The organism is Salegentibacter sp. BLCTC, assembly GCF_015143665.1.
Taxonomy (GTDB): domain Bacteria; phylum Bacteroidota; class Bacteroidia; order Flavobacteriales; family Flavobacteriaceae; genus Salegentibacter; species Salegentibacter maritimus.
In genome coordinates, this window is the sequence record NZ_WYEW01000004.1 from 240,512 (window position 1) to 256,615 (window position 16,104).

The 16,104-nt window shown below is 36.5% G+C and carries 15 protein-coding genes; 5 read left to right on the top strand and 10 right to left on the bottom strand.

All coding sequences use genetic code 11. From position 1 onward, the window contains the following. Positions 1 to 175: 175 nt before the first annotated feature. Positions 176 to 1,483: an NAD(P)/FAD-dependent oxidoreductase gene (locus GUB10_RS07310; RefSeq protein WP_193710782.1), complete on the top strand. Its 1,308-nt coding sequence runs from the start codon at positions 176 to 178 to the stop codon at positions 1,481 to 1,483. A 236-nt stretch (positions 1,484 to 1,719) separates the two neighbouring features. Here the strand turns inward: GUB10_RS07310 and GUB10_RS07315 are convergent, their stop codons facing one another. Beyond that, the gene (locus GUB10_RS07315; RefSeq protein ID WP_193710783.1) at positions 1,720 to 2,154 is read right to left on the bottom strand and encodes a hemerythrin domain-containing protein; all 435 of its coding nucleotides are present in this window, start codon (positions 2,152 to 2,154) and stop codon (positions 1,720 to 1,722) included. A gap of 191 nt (positions 2,155 to 2,345) precedes the next feature. On the opposite strand from GUB10_RS07315, the gene GUB10_RS07320 reads away from it, so the two are divergent. Genes GUB10_RS07320 through GUB10_RS07330 form a run of 3 tightly spaced genes read left to right on the top strand, consistent with a single transcriptional unit; the run spans position 2,346 to position 4,737 of the window. Beyond that, positions 2,346 to 3,671, top strand: coding sequence for a 2TM domain-containing protein (locus tag GUB10_RS07320; RefSeq protein ID WP_193710784.1), 1,326 nt, complete (start codon positions 2,346 to 2,348; stop codon positions 3,669 to 3,671). Continuing rightward, positions 3,671 to 3,985 carry a 2TM domain-containing protein gene (locus GUB10_RS07325; RefSeq protein WP_193710785.1) on the top strand — a complete coding sequence of 105 codons (315 nt, stop codon included), beginning with the start codon at positions 3,671 to 3,673 and terminating at the stop codon, positions 3,983 to 3,985. The genes GUB10_RS07320 and GUB10_RS07325 overlap by 1 nt, the downstream gene beginning before the upstream one ends. Then, complete coding sequence (locus tag GUB10_RS07330; protein WP_193710786.1) at positions 3,985 to 4,737, top strand: LytTR family DNA-binding domain-containing protein; 753 nt, start codon at positions 3,985 to 3,987, stop codon at positions 4,735 to 4,737. The genes GUB10_RS07325 and GUB10_RS07330 overlap by 1 nt, the downstream gene beginning before the upstream one ends. Before the next feature lie 294 nt (positions 4,738 to 5,031). Here the strand turns inward: GUB10_RS07330 and GUB10_RS07335 are convergent, their stop codons facing one another. The 9 genes from GUB10_RS07335 to GUB10_RS07375 form a co-directional block, all read right to left on the bottom strand. Beyond that, positions 5,032 to 5,832: an anti-sigma factor domain-containing protein gene (locus GUB10_RS07335; RefSeq protein WP_193710787.1), complete on the bottom strand. Its 801-nt coding sequence runs from the start codon at positions 5,830 to 5,832 to the stop codon at positions 5,032 to 5,034. After that, on the bottom strand, positions 5,832 to 6,362 hold the full coding sequence (locus GUB10_RS07340) for an RNA polymerase sigma factor (RefSeq protein WP_193710788.1): 531 nt from the start codon (positions 6,360 to 6,362) through the stop codon (positions 5,832 to 5,834). Before GUB10_RS07340 ends, GUB10_RS07335 begins: the two co-directional genes overlap by 1 nt. Positions 6,363 to 6,465: 103 nt before the next feature. Next, the gene (locus tag GUB10_RS07345; RefSeq protein ID WP_193710789.1) at positions 6,466 to 7,062 is read right to left on the bottom strand and encodes a superoxide dismutase family protein; all 597 of its coding nucleotides are present in this window, start codon (positions 7,060 to 7,062) and stop codon (positions 6,466 to 6,468) included. A 97-nt stretch (positions 7,063 to 7,159) separates the two neighbouring features. Then, entirely contained in the window at positions 7,160 to 8,371 is a 1,212-nt protein-coding gene (locus GUB10_RS07350) for a bifunctional alpha/beta hydrolase/OsmC family protein (protein ID WP_193710790.1), read from the bottom strand. A gap of 346 nt (positions 8,372 to 8,717) precedes the next feature. Beyond that, complete coding sequence (locus GUB10_RS07355) at positions 8,718 to 9,476, bottom strand: DUF1080 domain-containing protein (protein WP_193710791.1); 759 nt, start codon at positions 9,474 to 9,476, stop codon at positions 8,718 to 8,720. Positions 9,477 to 9,660: 184 nt separating this feature from the next. Continuing rightward, a complete protein-coding gene (locus GUB10_RS07360) occupies positions 9,661 to 10,716 on the bottom strand; it encodes a sugar phosphate isomerase/epimerase (RefSeq protein WP_193710792.1) in 1,056 nt (351 codons plus the stop codon). 108 nt (positions 10,717 to 10,824) lie between these two features. After that, positions 10,825 to 11,964: a Gfo/Idh/MocA family protein gene (locus GUB10_RS07365; protein WP_193710793.1), complete on the bottom strand. Its 1,140-nt coding sequence runs from the start codon at positions 11,962 to 11,964 to the stop codon at positions 10,825 to 10,827. A gap of 22 nt (positions 11,965 to 11,986) precedes the next feature. Continuing rightward, entirely contained in the window at positions 11,987 to 13,222 is a 1,236-nt protein-coding gene (locus tag GUB10_RS07370) for a nucleoside permease (RefSeq protein ID WP_193710794.1), read from the bottom strand. Between the two features lie 15 nt (positions 13,223 to 13,237). Further along, on the bottom strand, positions 13,238 to 14,245 hold the full coding sequence (locus GUB10_RS07375) for a sugar phosphate isomerase/epimerase (protein ID WP_193710795.1): 1,008 nt from the start codon (positions 14,243 to 14,245) through the stop codon (positions 13,238 to 13,240). 149 nt (positions 14,246 to 14,394) lie between these two features. Here GUB10_RS07375 and GUB10_RS07380 point away from each other — a divergent pair, with 149 nt between their 5' ends. Beyond that, positions 14,395 to 16,098 carry a GMC family oxidoreductase gene (locus tag GUB10_RS07380; protein ID WP_193710796.1) on the top strand — a complete coding sequence of 568 codons (1,704 nt, stop codon included), beginning with the start codon at positions 14,395 to 14,397 and terminating at the stop codon, positions 16,096 to 16,098. Positions 16,099 to 16,104: the final 6 nt, after the last annotated feature.

The window sequence follows — 16,104 nt, forward strand, 5'->3', positions numbered from 1 at the left end:
TTGGTTAGCAACTTATATGTAGCGCAAGTACCTGCAATGTTACAAAAAAGTATAAATTCGCGTTAATGACACTTTATTTTTTCCACTAAAGAACCAGAAAACTTAAATTTGAAGGCACTACCGCGATAATTGTGGTATTTTATAATCTCTAATTATTGGAGAAAAACCAAGTTTTATGAATATTCCAAGAACAAATTTACCTCGAGTCGTTATTATTGGTGGCGGTTTTGCAGGAATGGCCATGGTAAGAAAATTGATAGGCGAGGACGTACAAACTGTAATTCTAGATCGGCATAATTACCATACATTTCAACCTTTGCTTTATCAGGTTTCTACCTCCGGTTTAGAGCCAGATTCTATTGCGTACCCGATGCGTAAAATTACACGAAACAGCAAGAAATGCCTTTTTAGGATGGCTGAAGTAAAATCTATAAATCCTGAAAAAAGCCTTATTGAAACTTCTATTGGAGATTTAATTTACGATTACCTGATAATCGCAACGGGATCTAAGACCAATTTCTTTGGAAATGAAAGTATTGAGAAAAACGGAATGTGGATGAAAACGGTTCCACAGGCCCTAAATATTCGTAGTTTGATCCTTGAGAATTTGGAACAGGCGGTAATTACCGATGATCCTGAATTAAGAAAAGCACTGCTAAATTTTGTTCTAGTGGGTGCCGGACCAACCGGGGTAGAATTAAGCGGTGCCATAGCCGAACTTAAAAACCATATTGTCCCTAACGATTATCCCGATATTAATCCTAATGAAATGAATATTCATCTTTTAGAGGGACTGGACAGGGTTTTACCCCCAATGAGCGAAAAATCTTCTAAGAAAGCTCATAAGTTTTTGGAAGAACTCGGTGTGAAAGTTCATTTAAATACTATGGTAAAGGAATATGATGGGCATTTGGTAACCACCAATACCGATCTTAAATTAAAAACAGAGACTTTTATTTGGGCAGCCGGGGTAACAGGGGCACCGGTTAAAGGTTTAAAGGCCGGGGCATTGGTAGAAAAGGCCAATAGATATGAGGTGAACGCTTTTAATCAAATTAAAGGATACGAAAATATTTTTGCCATAGGTGATATTGCTTTAATGCAAACCAAAGATTATCCAAAGGGGCACCCAATGGTTGCTCAGCCGGCAATTCAGCAGGGAAAACACCTGGCCGCTAATATTATGAATATTGTGAATGGTAAAACCCTGGAACCTTTTAAATATAAAGATAAAGGGACTATGGCCACGGTAGGAAGAAATAGGGCAGTAGTAGATTTAGATAAAGGCTCTTTTGGCGGCTTTATGGCTTGGTTTATCTGGATGTTTGTGCACCTTTGGTTTCTTATTGGCTTTAGAAATCGTTTGGTGACTTTCTTTAACTGGCTCTATAATTATTGGAATTATGATAAAGCAGCCCGACTAATTATTAGGCCTTTTAAAGGCTATGAAAAACAAATGAAATTAGATAAAGAAGAGATATAAAAAGAAAAAAGAGAAAGAGACTGTTTGAGAATTTTTTAAAAACGTCATCCTGAATTTATTTCAGAGCCTGCCCCGATTCTTTATCGGGGATCTAATATGATGATAATTAAAGAACATGTTAGAAGCTGAAACAAGTTCAGCTTGACAAGAATAAACTTTTTCAAACAATCTCTTTTCCTTAGCCTGACTTTCCTTAATTTACTTTATTCCGAAAGCTTATTAATTGGCTTTTTCAATTATCTCATTTTCTTAATTTCTTTATTGTAATCTTCGGCAAGGGAAAGCTTTTGGTTATCGGTTAGCGCTTTTCCGGCCATTTGAAAAACTTCCTGTTCTTCTTCATCTAAATGATGAATTACCTTATGCTCCAATTCTTTTGCGATTTTAAGCCAGTTGGAAGCATCCATCTCTGTGTCTTCCAGTTGTTCTATAAGCTCATCCATCTCGTGATGTTCAGCTACACTGTGTCTGGCTTTTTCCTGGGTAAGGTCTTTTTTTATTAAAGGAATATAAAAATGCCTTTCTTCGGCATCTGCATGAATCTTTAACTCGTGTTTTAATTGTTCAAAAATCTTTTTACGCTCTTGGGTATCGCCGTGGGTTTCTACTAACTTGGCAACAAGATGTCGCTGTATTTCATGCTCCTGTCGTAAAGCTTCAAAAATATTCATAATTTAGGTATTGGTTGAAGTCCTAAATTATTGATTTATATGTTAAGAAATATGTAAACCATGTTTTTTGATTAACAGTTTAAATCGATTCTAAAGAAATGACAGTTCAGGTTCGTTTTTTTACAATTCAGAAATAATAATTAGTAGTATAAATTGCTTTAACCCATTTTAGTGTTCTAATTTAAAAATAGATGAAGTTTATTCTGAAAATATTAAAAATAAGTCTTGGGGTTGCGGTATTTATTATCTGTTTAGAATTAATTTTTGGCGGTTTTGAATTCGAGAAATTCCGGAATTTAGAAGTCTGGTTTATCTTCTTTACATACAGCTTTATACTCACTTTAATTAACGGACTTTACTTTTGGTGGTTTGGTGAAAAAATAACCTGGGAAAAAGCCACTTTAAAAAAAGTCCTGTTTGGAGCATTTGGGTCTATTATTATAACCTTAATAGGCTATTTCTTTTGCCGGGTTTTGCATTACGTGGTTTATAACGGAATCCCATTACAGGAGTTTTGGACAAATGAGAGAATAAATAATTACCTGTTTCCGCTACTTTTTACCACCATAATTTCCCTGTTTTTCCATCTTATATATTTCTATAAGGCTTTGCAAGAAAAAAAGGTTAAAGAACAGAAAATTATTGCCGGTGCTGCTTCAGCAAAATTTGATGCACTTAAAAATCAATTAGATCCGCATTTTTTATTCAATAGTCTTAATGTGCTGGCTTCACTTATAGATGAAAATCCAGATCAGGCGCAACGATTTACAACCGGCTTGTCTAAAATTTATCGATATGTCCTGGAGCAAAAAAATAAAGAGTTAGTGAGTCTCGAGGAAGAATTAAAATTTGCCAGTACGTATATGAAATTATTGAAAATGCGTTTCGAAAACAGTATTGAATTTGAAATACCCGAAGAAATTTCCAATGAAGAAGCCAAGGTGGTGCCTCTTTCCCTTCAGCTACTATTGGAAAATACCATTAAGCATAATATTGTAAGTGAAAACCGCCCTCTGAAAATAAAAATTTATGAACAAGACGAATTTCTTATAGTCGAGAACAATTATCAGAAGAAAGAAATATTGAGTAATAGAAAAGGCGTGGGTCTACAAAATATTGTAAATAGGTACAATGAAATTACGCAAAGAAAAGTATTAATAAATCAAACTGAAGAAATTTTTAGGGTAAAAATTCCTGTGTTAACCAAACAAATATCAATTATGGAAACAAACGAAATCAATAAGGAAAATGCTTATTTTAAAGCAAAGCAAAGAGTAAAAGAGATGAAAGAATTTTATGGGAATTTGATCTCTTATTGCGTGGTGATCCCATTTTTAATTTTTATAAATTATAGCACATACTGGGGCTTCCAATGGTTCTGGTTTCCGTTATTTGGATGGGGGATTGGGCTAACAATTCATGGGTTCTCTGTATTTGGATATGGTTCAGAGTGGGAAGAGCGCAAGATTCAGGAAATAATGGATAAAGATAAACTAAAAACAAAATCCTGGGAATAATGAGAACTAATTATAAAGAGAATTTTAGTTATAAGTCAGCTCAAAAAAGGGTAAAGGATATTAAAGGCTTTTATGTTCATCTGATAATTTATCTGTTCGTAAATATCGCCATTTTTGTTGTCACCACTCAGGGGGAAGGATTTATAAGTGGCATATCTAATTTATCAAATTATAGCACCATCTTCTTTTGGGGGATAGGATTGTTTGCTCATTGGGCCAGTGTTTTCGGACCTAATTTTATTTTTGGAAAGAAATGGGAAGAACGGAAAGTAAGGGAATACATGGAAAAAGAAGAAAAGCAGCGTTGGGAGTAATGAAAATAGTAATTGTAGAAGACGAAAAACCTGCTGCCCGGCGTTTGCAAAGAATGCTAAATAAAATCGGTTTAGAAGTAAACGTGATGTTGCATTCGGTGAATGAAGGAATTGCCTGGTTTAAGGAAAATACTGCACCAGACCTGGTTTTCTTAGATATTCAATTAAGTGATGGCATCTCTTTTGAAATTTTTGAAGAAGTAACAATAAATAGTGCCGTTATTTTTACCACAGCCTATGATGAATATGCACTAAAAGCCTTTAAACTGAACAGCGTAGATTATTTGTTGAAGCCTATAGATGAGGAAGAATTGACCAATGCTGTAACCAAGTTTAGAGAAAATTATCTGCAAAATTCACCAAAAATAGATTTTGATGCTTTCAAGAAAATCCTGGAAACAGGAACAAAGCCAGATTATAAATCTCGTTTTACGATTCAGGTGGGCCAGCATTTAAAGATTATAAATACCGAAGATATTTGTTGTTTTTATTCAGAAAATAAGACTTCTTACCTAACTACTAATACCGGAAGGAATTACCCGGTAGAACTCTCGCTAGAAAATCTGGAAAACGAACTAGATCCTGAAAATTTCTTTAGAATTAATAGAAAATCTATCGTTAATATTAACTGTATAGAAGATATTATTAGCTATACCAATAGTCGATTAGAGATTAAGCTGAAAACTTTTAAAGAGTTTCAACTAATCGTAAGCAGGGAGCGTGTGCGAGATTTTAAAAACTGGATTTCTTAAATAACAGTGTTAAAATCTAAGTAAACAAAACCCAAAGCTGTGTTTTTACGTATATATCTTTAGACAGTGGGGTAATTCAAATCTAATTTGCTACTAGCCCCGGTTTTCTTGAATTTTTTTTGGTTGGTTAAGTAAGGGTTTGCTGTATGATTTACAGCAGGCCTTTATTTTTTATGAATTAGAATTAAGAGATACTGGCTTTTTGTTTATCAATGTTCTATTTCTAGAAAGTGTTTCTAGTTTAGTTTTCACTAAGGGCTCAGTCTCCTTTTTAATAAATAATAAGATGTTTGTTTATGGAGCGGCTACGGTACCTAAAACATATAGCTGATCCATAGTTGGAGTCTCACTACCACCTTCAGGTTCTAAAGTAATTCCAAAGGCTTCAGACTGGTTTTGGTTTTCAAGACTAAAAACTTTATTGTCATCGGCTTTAAAATCTGCCAGTAAACCTATACTGGTAGGGGTAAGTGGTTGCATGGTGAGGGACCATACCTGGTAAACTTTTCCTCTTGGTGGTTCAGGAAGGTCTTTTGCATCTATATAAGCGGTATTATCACGGGTGTTCCAATATACCGAGGCATAAGCTTCCGGAGCTACTTCCTGCCCCCTTAATGGGATGCGCTGTACATTTTTATCCCTAATAATTGCCAGTAATTCCTCAGCATCTTTTGCATTCTCCCTGGCATTGGCAATTTGCTCTTCCATTTGCAAATTTCTGGCTTGTGCTGTACGTAATTCTTCTCTTAAATTATTGGTACGGTTAAAGAAGGTAAAAAGTCCTATAAGTAATAATAAACTAGCTGCCCAACCGGAATAGGTAATCCAACTTATGGTTCTAACCGGTCTTTCAGGAGTAGTTTTTGCAGATGTTCCGGTTAATTTATCTTTTATACTGGTAATTAAATGTTCTGCATTATTAGGTGCAGTAGCAGCCGATAAATTGAGTAGAGCTTTTTCAATCTCCTCTACTTCGGTTTTAACTTCGGGGTATTTTTTAAGCACACGGCTTACCTCCCGACTTTCTTTTTCAGAAAGCGCGCCATAAACATAAAGTTCCAGGATTCCAGATGATATGTACTTTTTAATATCCATTACTTAATAACCATTGCTCTTAACTTATCGATACAAATTCTATTACGGGTTTTTACCGTACCCAGTGGCATATCTAATTCTTCTGAAGTTTCTTTTTGTGTATATCCCTTAAAAAAAAGATAATCTATTAATTTCTTACAAACCGGTTTTAAAGCTTTAACATACTTTTTTAGGCCTATAGCATCTACTGCTTCAGAGAAATTTGTTTTTGCCTCTAATATATCTACGAAATTATCAGACGTAAGGTTTTGTTGATTGTTCTTAAAACTTTTAGACCTTATCTTATCTATGGCAGCATTTCGGGCAATATTAAGAATCCAGGTAAAAAACCGGCCTTTATTAGAATTATAGCTTGGGGCTTTGTCCCAAATTTTTAAGAATACATCCTGTAGTACTTCTTCAGCTATGCTCTCATCCCTAACTATACTATAAATAATACCATAGGTGCTTTCTGAATACAAATGATAAATACGTTCAAAGGCACGCTGGTTACCGTTTTGAAGTTCTAGAATTAAAGCATCTTGTTGCATAAAGTAGTATGTGGCTTGCCCAGTAAAAGTATGTAAATCTCTCGCCTCAAAAAAATAAAAAGCGGCAAAATGCCGCTTTTTATTAAAAATTATGTAAAAAAGATTACATTTTTATAACTCCACATCCAACTCTGGTTCCCGCAGCTCCAGAAGGTTGAGAAGTAAAATCGTCTACACCATCGTGTACAATAATCGCTTTTCCAACAATATTTTTGTTATCGTCTTCACAACCTATACACCATTCATCGGTTGTCATAGTAATAGTTCCTTCACCATTGGCATCAACTTCAAAGTTTCCTATATCGCCTTTGTGGTAGCCCTCGGCATCACCCCATTTCCCGTGTTTTTCATTGGTTGGGTTCCAGTGGCCCCCGGCAGAGGTTCCATCTTCAGCAGAGCAATCTGCTTTTTGGTGAATGTGTATTGCGTGCTTTCCTTCAGCCAAACCTGTAATGGTCGCTTCCATAGTAACTTCACCATTTTCCTGAGTGAAAGTTACTTCTCCGCCTAAGTCACTTCCACTTTTAGGCTCTAAAGGCACGGTAATCTCTTTAATTTCTTCTTCTTTTTCCATGCTATCCATTTCAGAATTCATTTCTGTTTCGGCAGCATTTTCTGTTTCATTTTCTTTCTTTTCGTTTTTACAACCTATAATAAATAAAGAGGCGCAAAATACTAATGATAAACTTATTCGTTTCATAATCTATGATTGGTTTTAGATTTAACAATGCTAAATTAATTTTATCGCAGGGTATAGCCAAAAGATTTAAGGATAGGTTAACAACCCTTAGCCTGGTTTAGATCAATTTGGTTTTTATAGTTGTGGTTGAAGTAAGACTTTTATGCACGGGGCAACGGTCTGCAATTTCCAGTAAACGCTCTTTTTGTTTTTTGTCTAAATCTCCATAGAGCTTAATCTCCCTTCTAAATGTATCGATTTTGGTATCGCTTTTTTCACAATTTTCGCAGTCTTTTTGATGTTCCCTTGAGTAATACACGTGGGTTTCTACATCGTCAAGGGGCCATTTCTTTCTCTTAGCATACATTTGAAGCGTCATGGAAGTACAGGCAGCCAGACCTGAAGATAAAAATTGATAGGGGGTAGGCCCATAATCTTTCCCTCCAAAGCTTATAGGTTCATCTGCCAAAAAACTATGATTTCCTGCTTTTATTCTTGTGGTGAAAGCATCTTCTTTTTCTAAGACCGCTACAACATCGGCATTAGATTCTGGAATTTCTTTATTCGGAATGCTTAAATACCTTGAAGCCCAGGTGGCGATTACATTACCGGCATAAGTTGCGTCTTCCTTATTACTTAAAAGATGTTCAGCCCCATCCAAAGAAACAAAACTTTTTGGATGTCTTGCTGCTATATATAATTCTTCGGCATTTTTAATGCCTACAATCTTATCTTGCGGCGAATGCATAATTAAAAGCGATTTTTTAAGCTTGTTTAGATAAGAGGTTAATTCATGTTTATCAATATCTTCTAAAAATTGTTTTTTAATGTTAAAGCTTCTTCCGCCAATATTCACTGTTGCGTTGCCATTTCTTTCAATCTCTTCAACACTGTCTTCTATTAAATGTTGAACATGCGCGGTGGTAGAGGGAGCGCCAATAGTAGTTACTGCTTTAACCGATTGTAAGTCTTTTGCAGCAAATAATACTGCGGCACCACCAAGGGAGTGCCCAATTAAAAGGCCGGGTGCTTTAAATTCCTGCTCTAAATAGGCAGCAGCCGCAAGTAAATCCTCTATGTTTCCTGAAAAATTACTATTTGCAAAATCGCCCTTGCTTTCACCCAGTCCGGTAAAATCAAACCTTAGGACGCCATAACCGTTTTGTGCGAGGGTTCTACTTATATTTTTAGCCGCAAAGAAATTTTTATTGCAGGTAAAACAATGAGCAAAAAGAACAAAATTATGAGGATCCTGGTCTATTGGTAGTTCTAGATAGCCCGATAAATCATTACCCTGGTTGTTTTTAAAATTTACTTTTTCGGTTCTCATTACTTTATTTTTTACTTCATAAGCTTTAAGTATCAAGACCTCGAGACATGTCTTGAAACCTAAAAATCTTTTTATGGGCACCGCCAAAGGGTGCAATAATCCGAGGCCTGCCTCGAAATTAAAAATTTGTTTCCAACGAATGTCTCGTGGGCTTACCCCGAGGTAGTTTACTTAAAAACTTGTAGGTTTCCCAACAGGTTTCTTGATAATTTACAAATTGTTTAGTACAAGTACTAAAATAAAAAAGAGGCTGTCTGAAGAGTATATTTTCGTCAAGCTGAAATTAATTCAGGATGACGGTTTTAAAATCTTTTCAAACAGCCCCAATTATAAAATAGGAATCAGGTTAATCTAATTCTCTAATTTTAATATTTCTAAACCACACTTTGTCTCCGTGGTCCTGAAGAGCAATATGGCCTTCTTTGGTTTTTCCAAAGTGTTCCCAATCTTTAAACTTAGAGTTTGCTACCAGTTTATCCCATTCTTCACCATGAACCGGGAATTCTGTAATTAGCGTACCATTTAAACGAACCGAACCTTTATTGGTTTTATGGTTAATTTTTATAACAGTTTTGTTCCATTCTCCGGCATTACGTGATTTATCTTCACTGGGTGGCATCATATCATAAAGAGCTCCGGCCTGCCTTATGGGACCGTTTTTGGCATCAGGATGCAGTTTATTGTCTAAAATTTGAATTTCAGGACCGGTTAAATAAGGTTCAGAAAACTCCTCACTTTCCTGAACGCCCCACATAATCCCGCTGTTTCCTGCTTCTGAAATTTTCCATTCTAATGAGAGTTCAAAATTGGCATATGAGTTTTTAGAAATAAGGTTTTCTGTGCTTTCTCTTTTTCCCTCTGCCGGGGTGAAAGCGATAGCCCCATCTTTTACCTGCCACTGGTCTGATATTGAATCGGCATTAAAAGCTTTCCAACTTTCAAGGTTTTCGCCATTAAACAAATGGGTCCAATTATCTTCATTATTTGCCATGGCGGTAGTATCTACAGTTTTATCGGCTTCCTGTGTTTTTTCATCTTTTTTATCAGATTTACAGGAGGTAGATAATATGGCTAAGGTTCCTAAAATTAAAATATTTTTCTTCATTGGTTTTTGGTTTTTTGCTCAATAATAGAGATTTATCCGAATAATTTTCAGGACTCCGAGGCTTGGCTCGAAATCAAATAAAATCATTTATTGCCTCGTTAGTTTTCCAGAAGGTAACTTATTTAAGAGAACTACAACTCTTCTTAATTTATATTTGAAATATTATAGGGTTTATTTTATAAATTTAGTTAATTCCTAAGATTCGCTTTAATTTCTCTTCATCAACTTCGCTGCCTGCGAAATCGTCAAATTTCTTTTGGGTAGCTTCAATAATATGACTTTTAATAAAAGGCGCACCTTCACGCGCACCCTGTTCTGGCGATTTAATGCAGCATTCCCATTCAAGAACGGCCCAAACATCACAGCCATATTCGGTTAATTTAGAAAATATAGTTTTAAAATCTACCTGGCCATCTCCCGGATGTCTGTATCTTCCCGCACGGTCTATCCAGTCACCATAGCCACCAAACGAACCTTTTTTTCCGGTAGGGTTAAATTCGGCATCTTTTACATGAAACATTTTTATGAATTCGTGATAATGATCTATGTACGAAATATAATCTAGTTGTTGTAGCACAAAATGACTGGGATCATACAGTAAATTTACCCTTTTGTGATTATTTGTGGCTTCAAGGAAACGCTCAAAAGTTACCCCATCATGCAAATCTTCACCCGGGTGAATTTCGTAACAAAGATCAACTCCCTGTTCATCAAATTCATTTAAAATAGGCAACCATCGTTTTGCGAGTTCCTGAAACCCCATTTCAACCAGGCCTTCAGGTCTTTGTGGCCAGGGGTGCGCGGTATGCCAAAGCAGTGAACCGCTAAAAGTTCCGTGCACATCTAAATCAAAATTCCTGCTGGCACGAGCTGCGCTTTTTAATTGTTCTACGGCCCACTGGGTTCTTGCCTTTGGATTGCCTTTAACTTCATTTGGAGCGAAATTATCGAACATAGTATCATAAGCTGAATGTACCGCTACAAGTTGGCCCTGTAAATGAGTACAAAGCTCGGTTACTTCTAGACCATAAGAAGCTACTTTTCCTTTAATTTCTTGGCAATACTCTTTGCTTTCACCGGCTTTCTTTAAATCTATTAGAGCCGATTCCCAGGTGGGGATTTGTATTCCTTTGTATCCTAAATCTGCAGCCCATTTACATAAACCATCCAAACTATTGAATGGCGCTTTCGAATCCATAAATTGTGCTAAATAAACCGCAGGTCCTTTTACTGTTTTCATCTCTTTATAATTCTGAACCCAAAGTGGGAATTTTTACAGGTTTAAATTACTTACCTGTATATTACTTATTTTATGTCCAGCATTATGCTGGTTCATCTTACTAAAATTTTATGAGTCTAATTTCACCCAAACGTTCCCTTTATTATGGGAGTCTACTACTTTTTCAATGAAATTCATTCCGCGTACTCCATCTTTCATCGTAGGGAACTCTGCCGGATGATATTTTTCGCCATTAATAGCTTTTGCTACTCCTTTGTAGATATTACCCATAGAATCGAAAATACCTTCGGGATGTCCCGGAGGTAGTTTTGTTCCGTCTAGCGAAAGTGCTGAATTATACTCGTGCCCGGGTTTTAAAACTTTTATTGGTTGCCCATCTTCCAATTTATAGAGGTAATTTGGGTTTTCCTGTTCCCATTTTAAGCCGGCTTTTTTTCCGTAGATTTTTACGGCAAAATTATTCTCTTCCCCGGTTGCAATTTGGCTGGACCTTAGTACTCCTTTTACATAATCTGAAAAGCGAAGCAGCACAGTACCATCTACATCCATTTTATTATCTGAATACACATAGTTTAAATCGGCTAAAAGTTCTTTTACCTCAAGCCCCGAAACGTATTCAATCATATCAAAGGCGTGTGTTCCAATATCACCAATACAACAGCTTATACCACCTTTTTCGGGATCGAGCCTCCAAATACTGTTTCTTTGATCCTTATCATGAATTATAGGGTTTATCCAACCCTGGTAATATTGTACATCTATTTTTTGAACCTCTCCAATCTCGCCTGTGGCAATCATTTCTTTCATCTGGCGAATCATTGGATAACCTGTGTAGGTATAGGTGACCGCGAAAATAGTTTTCGATTTATTGAGGGTTTCTTCAAGAATTTTAGCTTCTTCAAAAGTAGTGGTCATTGGTTTTTCACAAATCACGTGAAATCCATTTTCCAAAAGCTGCTTGGCCATAGGGAAGTGCAGGAAATTTGGCGTTAGAATAGAAACCACTTTTATACGCTCATCTTCCGGTAGTTTTGTTTCTTCTGTAATTAAATGATCCAGGTCTTGATAAACCCTATCGGTTCCAATCCCCAATTCCTTCGCAAACTTTTTGCTTTCGTCTAACTCAGGATTGAATACGCCTCCTACAAACTCAAATTTATCAAACATAGAAGAGGCTACCCGGTGTAAAATTCCGATAAGGGAATCACCACCACCGCCTAAAACTCCTAATTTTATTTTTTTACCCATACTATTCTATTCTTTTACTGTGTTATATTTCAATATCTTTTTTTTCTATTTTTTCATTTTTGAAGAAAATAGCAAATATTATCATTACTACAAAAGCAAATCCTGCGGGAACTACCCATATTTGTTGCCAGTCGTGACTACCATCGGCGTTTAGATAAAGATCACTTATTTGTCCTGCTACCCAAAAACCAATTAACATACCTACACCATAAGTAGCCAGGGTAATCAAGCCCTGCGCAGCACTTTTAATTTTTGGCCCGGCTTTGGAATCGGTATAGATTTGCCCGGAAACAAAGAAAAAGTCGTAACAAATACCGTGGAGTGCAATTCCTATAATTAGCATAAAAGTAAGTTCTCCGGCATCGCCATAAGCGAATAGTAAATAACGTACCACCCAGGCTAACATTCCGGCAAGTAAAGTAATTTTGAATCCGTATTTCTTAAAAAAGAAAGGCAATAACAAAAGAAATAAGGCTTCAGAAATTTGGCCAATAGACATCATAAAAGTTGGATCTTCCATACCAACTTCTGAAAGGAATGGGTTTGCATTTTGGTAATAAAAGGCCAATGGGATACAAATTAAAACCGATGAAATAAAAAACATCAAAAAGTTTTTTCCTTTAAGTAGAGCAAGTGCTTCCAGGCCTAAAATATCAGATAACGTAACTTTTTCCCCTTTACTGCTGGGAGGGGTTTTAGGCAGTGTAAAGCTAAATAAGCCTAAAATAGCAGAAGCAACTGCAGCCATTAAAAAGGTATATTTTAGCATTCCTTCTTCGCGGGCTATAGCAGAGTCCCAGCCAAATACAAGACTAATTACCACTCCCGAAATAATCCATCCAAGGGTTCCAAAAACCCTAATTCCGGAAAATTGTTTGGAAGGGTCTGTCATTTGGTAAAAGGATATAGAATTTACCAAAGCCAGGGTAGGCATATAAATAATCATATAACCTAATACAAAGGGATAGAAATTAGTAAAATCTTCAGATTGGAACATCATATAAAGCAAAACTGCACCTGCAAGATGAAGGAAGCCCAAAATACGTTCGGCATTAAAAAAGCGGTCGGCGATTAATCCAATTATAAAGGGAGCTATAATGGCCCCCCATGATTGTGTAGAAAAAGCCATACCTGTTTGTGCACCGGTAGCACTTAAATTTTGTCCTAAAAATGTTCCTAAGGTTACAAACCATCCGCCCCAAATAAAAAATTCGAGGAACATCATGGTTGAAAGTTGAATTCTGGTTAAAATTTTCATTATCTCCGGTTACTTCTATTGATTATTTAGTTTACTTCCAACTTCTATTAAAAGCTCTTTGGTGGCTTTAATACCTTCTTCTGGAGATAAATTTTGACCTTCATATTCTACACCAATAAATCCGGTGTATCCTGCGTCATATACAGTTTTAAGTATTCTTTCATAATCCAGCGTGGTTTCTTCGCCTTGTTCATTAAAATCGTAAGATTTTGCACTTACGGCTAAAGCGTGAGGCATCATTTCTTCTATACCCTGGTATTTGGGGTATTCTTCAACGCAAGAGGCGTCCCAACGCTCACCACCTTTTCTTTTAAGGCAGAAATTTCCAAAATCAGGTAGTGTCCCACAATTTTCCATATTAACATCTTCAATAACTTCTACTAATAGTGCAGCATTGGAGGATAGGTAACCGTGGTTTTCAACTAAAATGTTAACATTTTTTTCTGCTGCATATTCACTAAGGGCTTTTAATCCTTTAGTTGCAGCGGTTTTCCATTCTTCCGGTTCGTCGGTACCAAAAAGGTTTACCCTAATTGACTCGGCTCCCAGGTAATTAGCGGCATCAACCCATTTTTTATGATTTTCAACTGCTTTTTCACGTTCGTTTTGGTCTGGACTGGCCAATTCGCCTTCACCATCAACCATTATTAATACGTTTTCTACATTAAATTCTTCACTTTTTACTTTTAGAGTATTTAAGACCTGTTGCAAAGCTTCTTCAGGATTTTCGGCATCTTTAATCTTTTGCGCATAAAAACTACTCACATATTCAATACCTTCAAAACCCAATTCATTTGCTTTTTCAGCAAAATCCATAGGGTCTAAATCGCCTGCAAAAATAGGTTTGTTAAGAGACCATTGTGCTAGAGAAAGTTTAAAAAAAGGTTCTTTAGTTACTTCTGAACTAGCTTCGGTGGTTGCCGTACTTTCTTTTTGTGATTTTTGATCTTTACAGGAAGAAATTCCGAGGAATAATAAAAACATAAGGGAAATTGAAAAAAAATTGGTTGAGGTAATTTTCATAAGATAAGTTTAAGTGTTACGAAATGTAATTTTACTGATATTTTTGGAATCTTAAAAGTATACTTTTTTTTAAAGAAGTAAAATTATAAGCATAAATTTATATATTTGGAAGGATTCGATTAACTAAATTATTAATTAACTACAGGAGAGTGAGCAATTATTATGAAAATGACACTTATGATGCAATAGTCGTAGGTACCGGAATTAGCGGTGGTTGGGCCGCGAAAGAGCTTAGTGAAAAAGGATTTAAAACCCTGGTGTTGGAAAGGGGACGTATGGTAAAACATATTGAAGATTATCCTACAATGAACGATGATCCCTGGGATTATAAGCATAAAGGACAGTTAACAAGGGAGGAAAAGAAACGCCAGGAGAAGCAATCCCGTACAGGTTACACTACCAATAAAGCCAGTGCACATTGGTTCGTAGATGATATTAAGCACCCTTATAATGAAACTAAAAGATTCGATTGGATGCGTGGTTACCACGTGGGAGGTAGGTCTATTATGTGGGGAAGACATAGTTATCGTTTAAGCGATTTAGATTTTACTGCGAATAAAACTGATGGTCACGGAGTAGATTGGCCCATTCGTTATAAAGATATTGCACCCTGGTATGACTATGTAGAGTCTTATATAGGGGTAAGTGGTGAAAATCTTGGTTTAAGTCAGTTGCCAGATGGAAAGTTTCTTCCACAAATGCCACTTAATTGCGTAGAAGACCACCTTAGAAAAAGTATGTCAGAGAATTTTAGTGATGGTAGGGTGTTAACAGCAGGGCGTGTTGCACATCTTACAGGTAATAAGGAATTTGAAGGTCGTTCTAATTGTCAATTCCGAAATCGTTGTATTAGAGGTTGTCCTTATGGCGGGTATTTTAGTAGTAATTCATCTACTTTGCCGGCAGCCGAGCGTTCGGGCAATATGACATTAAGACCAAACTCTATAGTTAGCGAAGTCCTGTACGATGCCGATAAAAAACGTGCTACAGGAGTTAAAGTTATAGATACCGAAACTAAGGAGGAAATTGAATATAAGGCGAACGTGATTTTTCTTTGTGCTTCTGCTATTGCCTCCACAAGTATTCTAATGCAATCAAAATCAGATAGGTTTGAGAATGGTATGGGGAACGATAGCGGGGAATTAGGTCATAACTTAATGGATCATCATTTTCGAGCCGGAGCTTCAGGAAAGTATGATGGTTTTGAAGATCAATATTATAAAGGCCGAAAACCAAACGGCATTTACTTACCGCGATTTAGAAACTTAAAAGCCGGAGATAATCTTGATTTTAAACGAGGATATGGTTACCAGGGAGGTGCCGGTAGGGGAGACTGGAGCCAAAGCATTGCTGAAGCCTCTTATGGCAAAGAGTTGAAAGAAGCCATTGTAAAACCCGGAGGTTGGACTATGGGATTAATGGGCTTTGGGGAGACTTTGCCTTATCATGAAAATAAAATGACCCTGGATTATAACAAAACAGATGAATGGGGCCTTCCTACTGTAACTTTTGATGCCGAGTTTAAAGAAAATGAACTTAAAATGAGAAAGGATATGGTAAACCAGGCTGTTGAGATGCTTGAGAAAGGTGGATTTAGGGATGTTAGGCCTTATGATTATTTAGGAGCACCTGGTCTTGGAATACACGAAATGGGGACAGCCAGAATGGGAAGAGATCCTAAAACATCGGTTTTAAACGCTAATAACCAAATACATGCCGTTCCAAATGTATATGTTACCGATGGATCTTTTATGACCTCTGCCGGTTGCCAAAACCCATCATTAACTTATATGGCGATGACCGCAAGAGCGGCAGACCATGCTTCAAAGAACTTTAGAACATCTAACGCTTAATTTTAG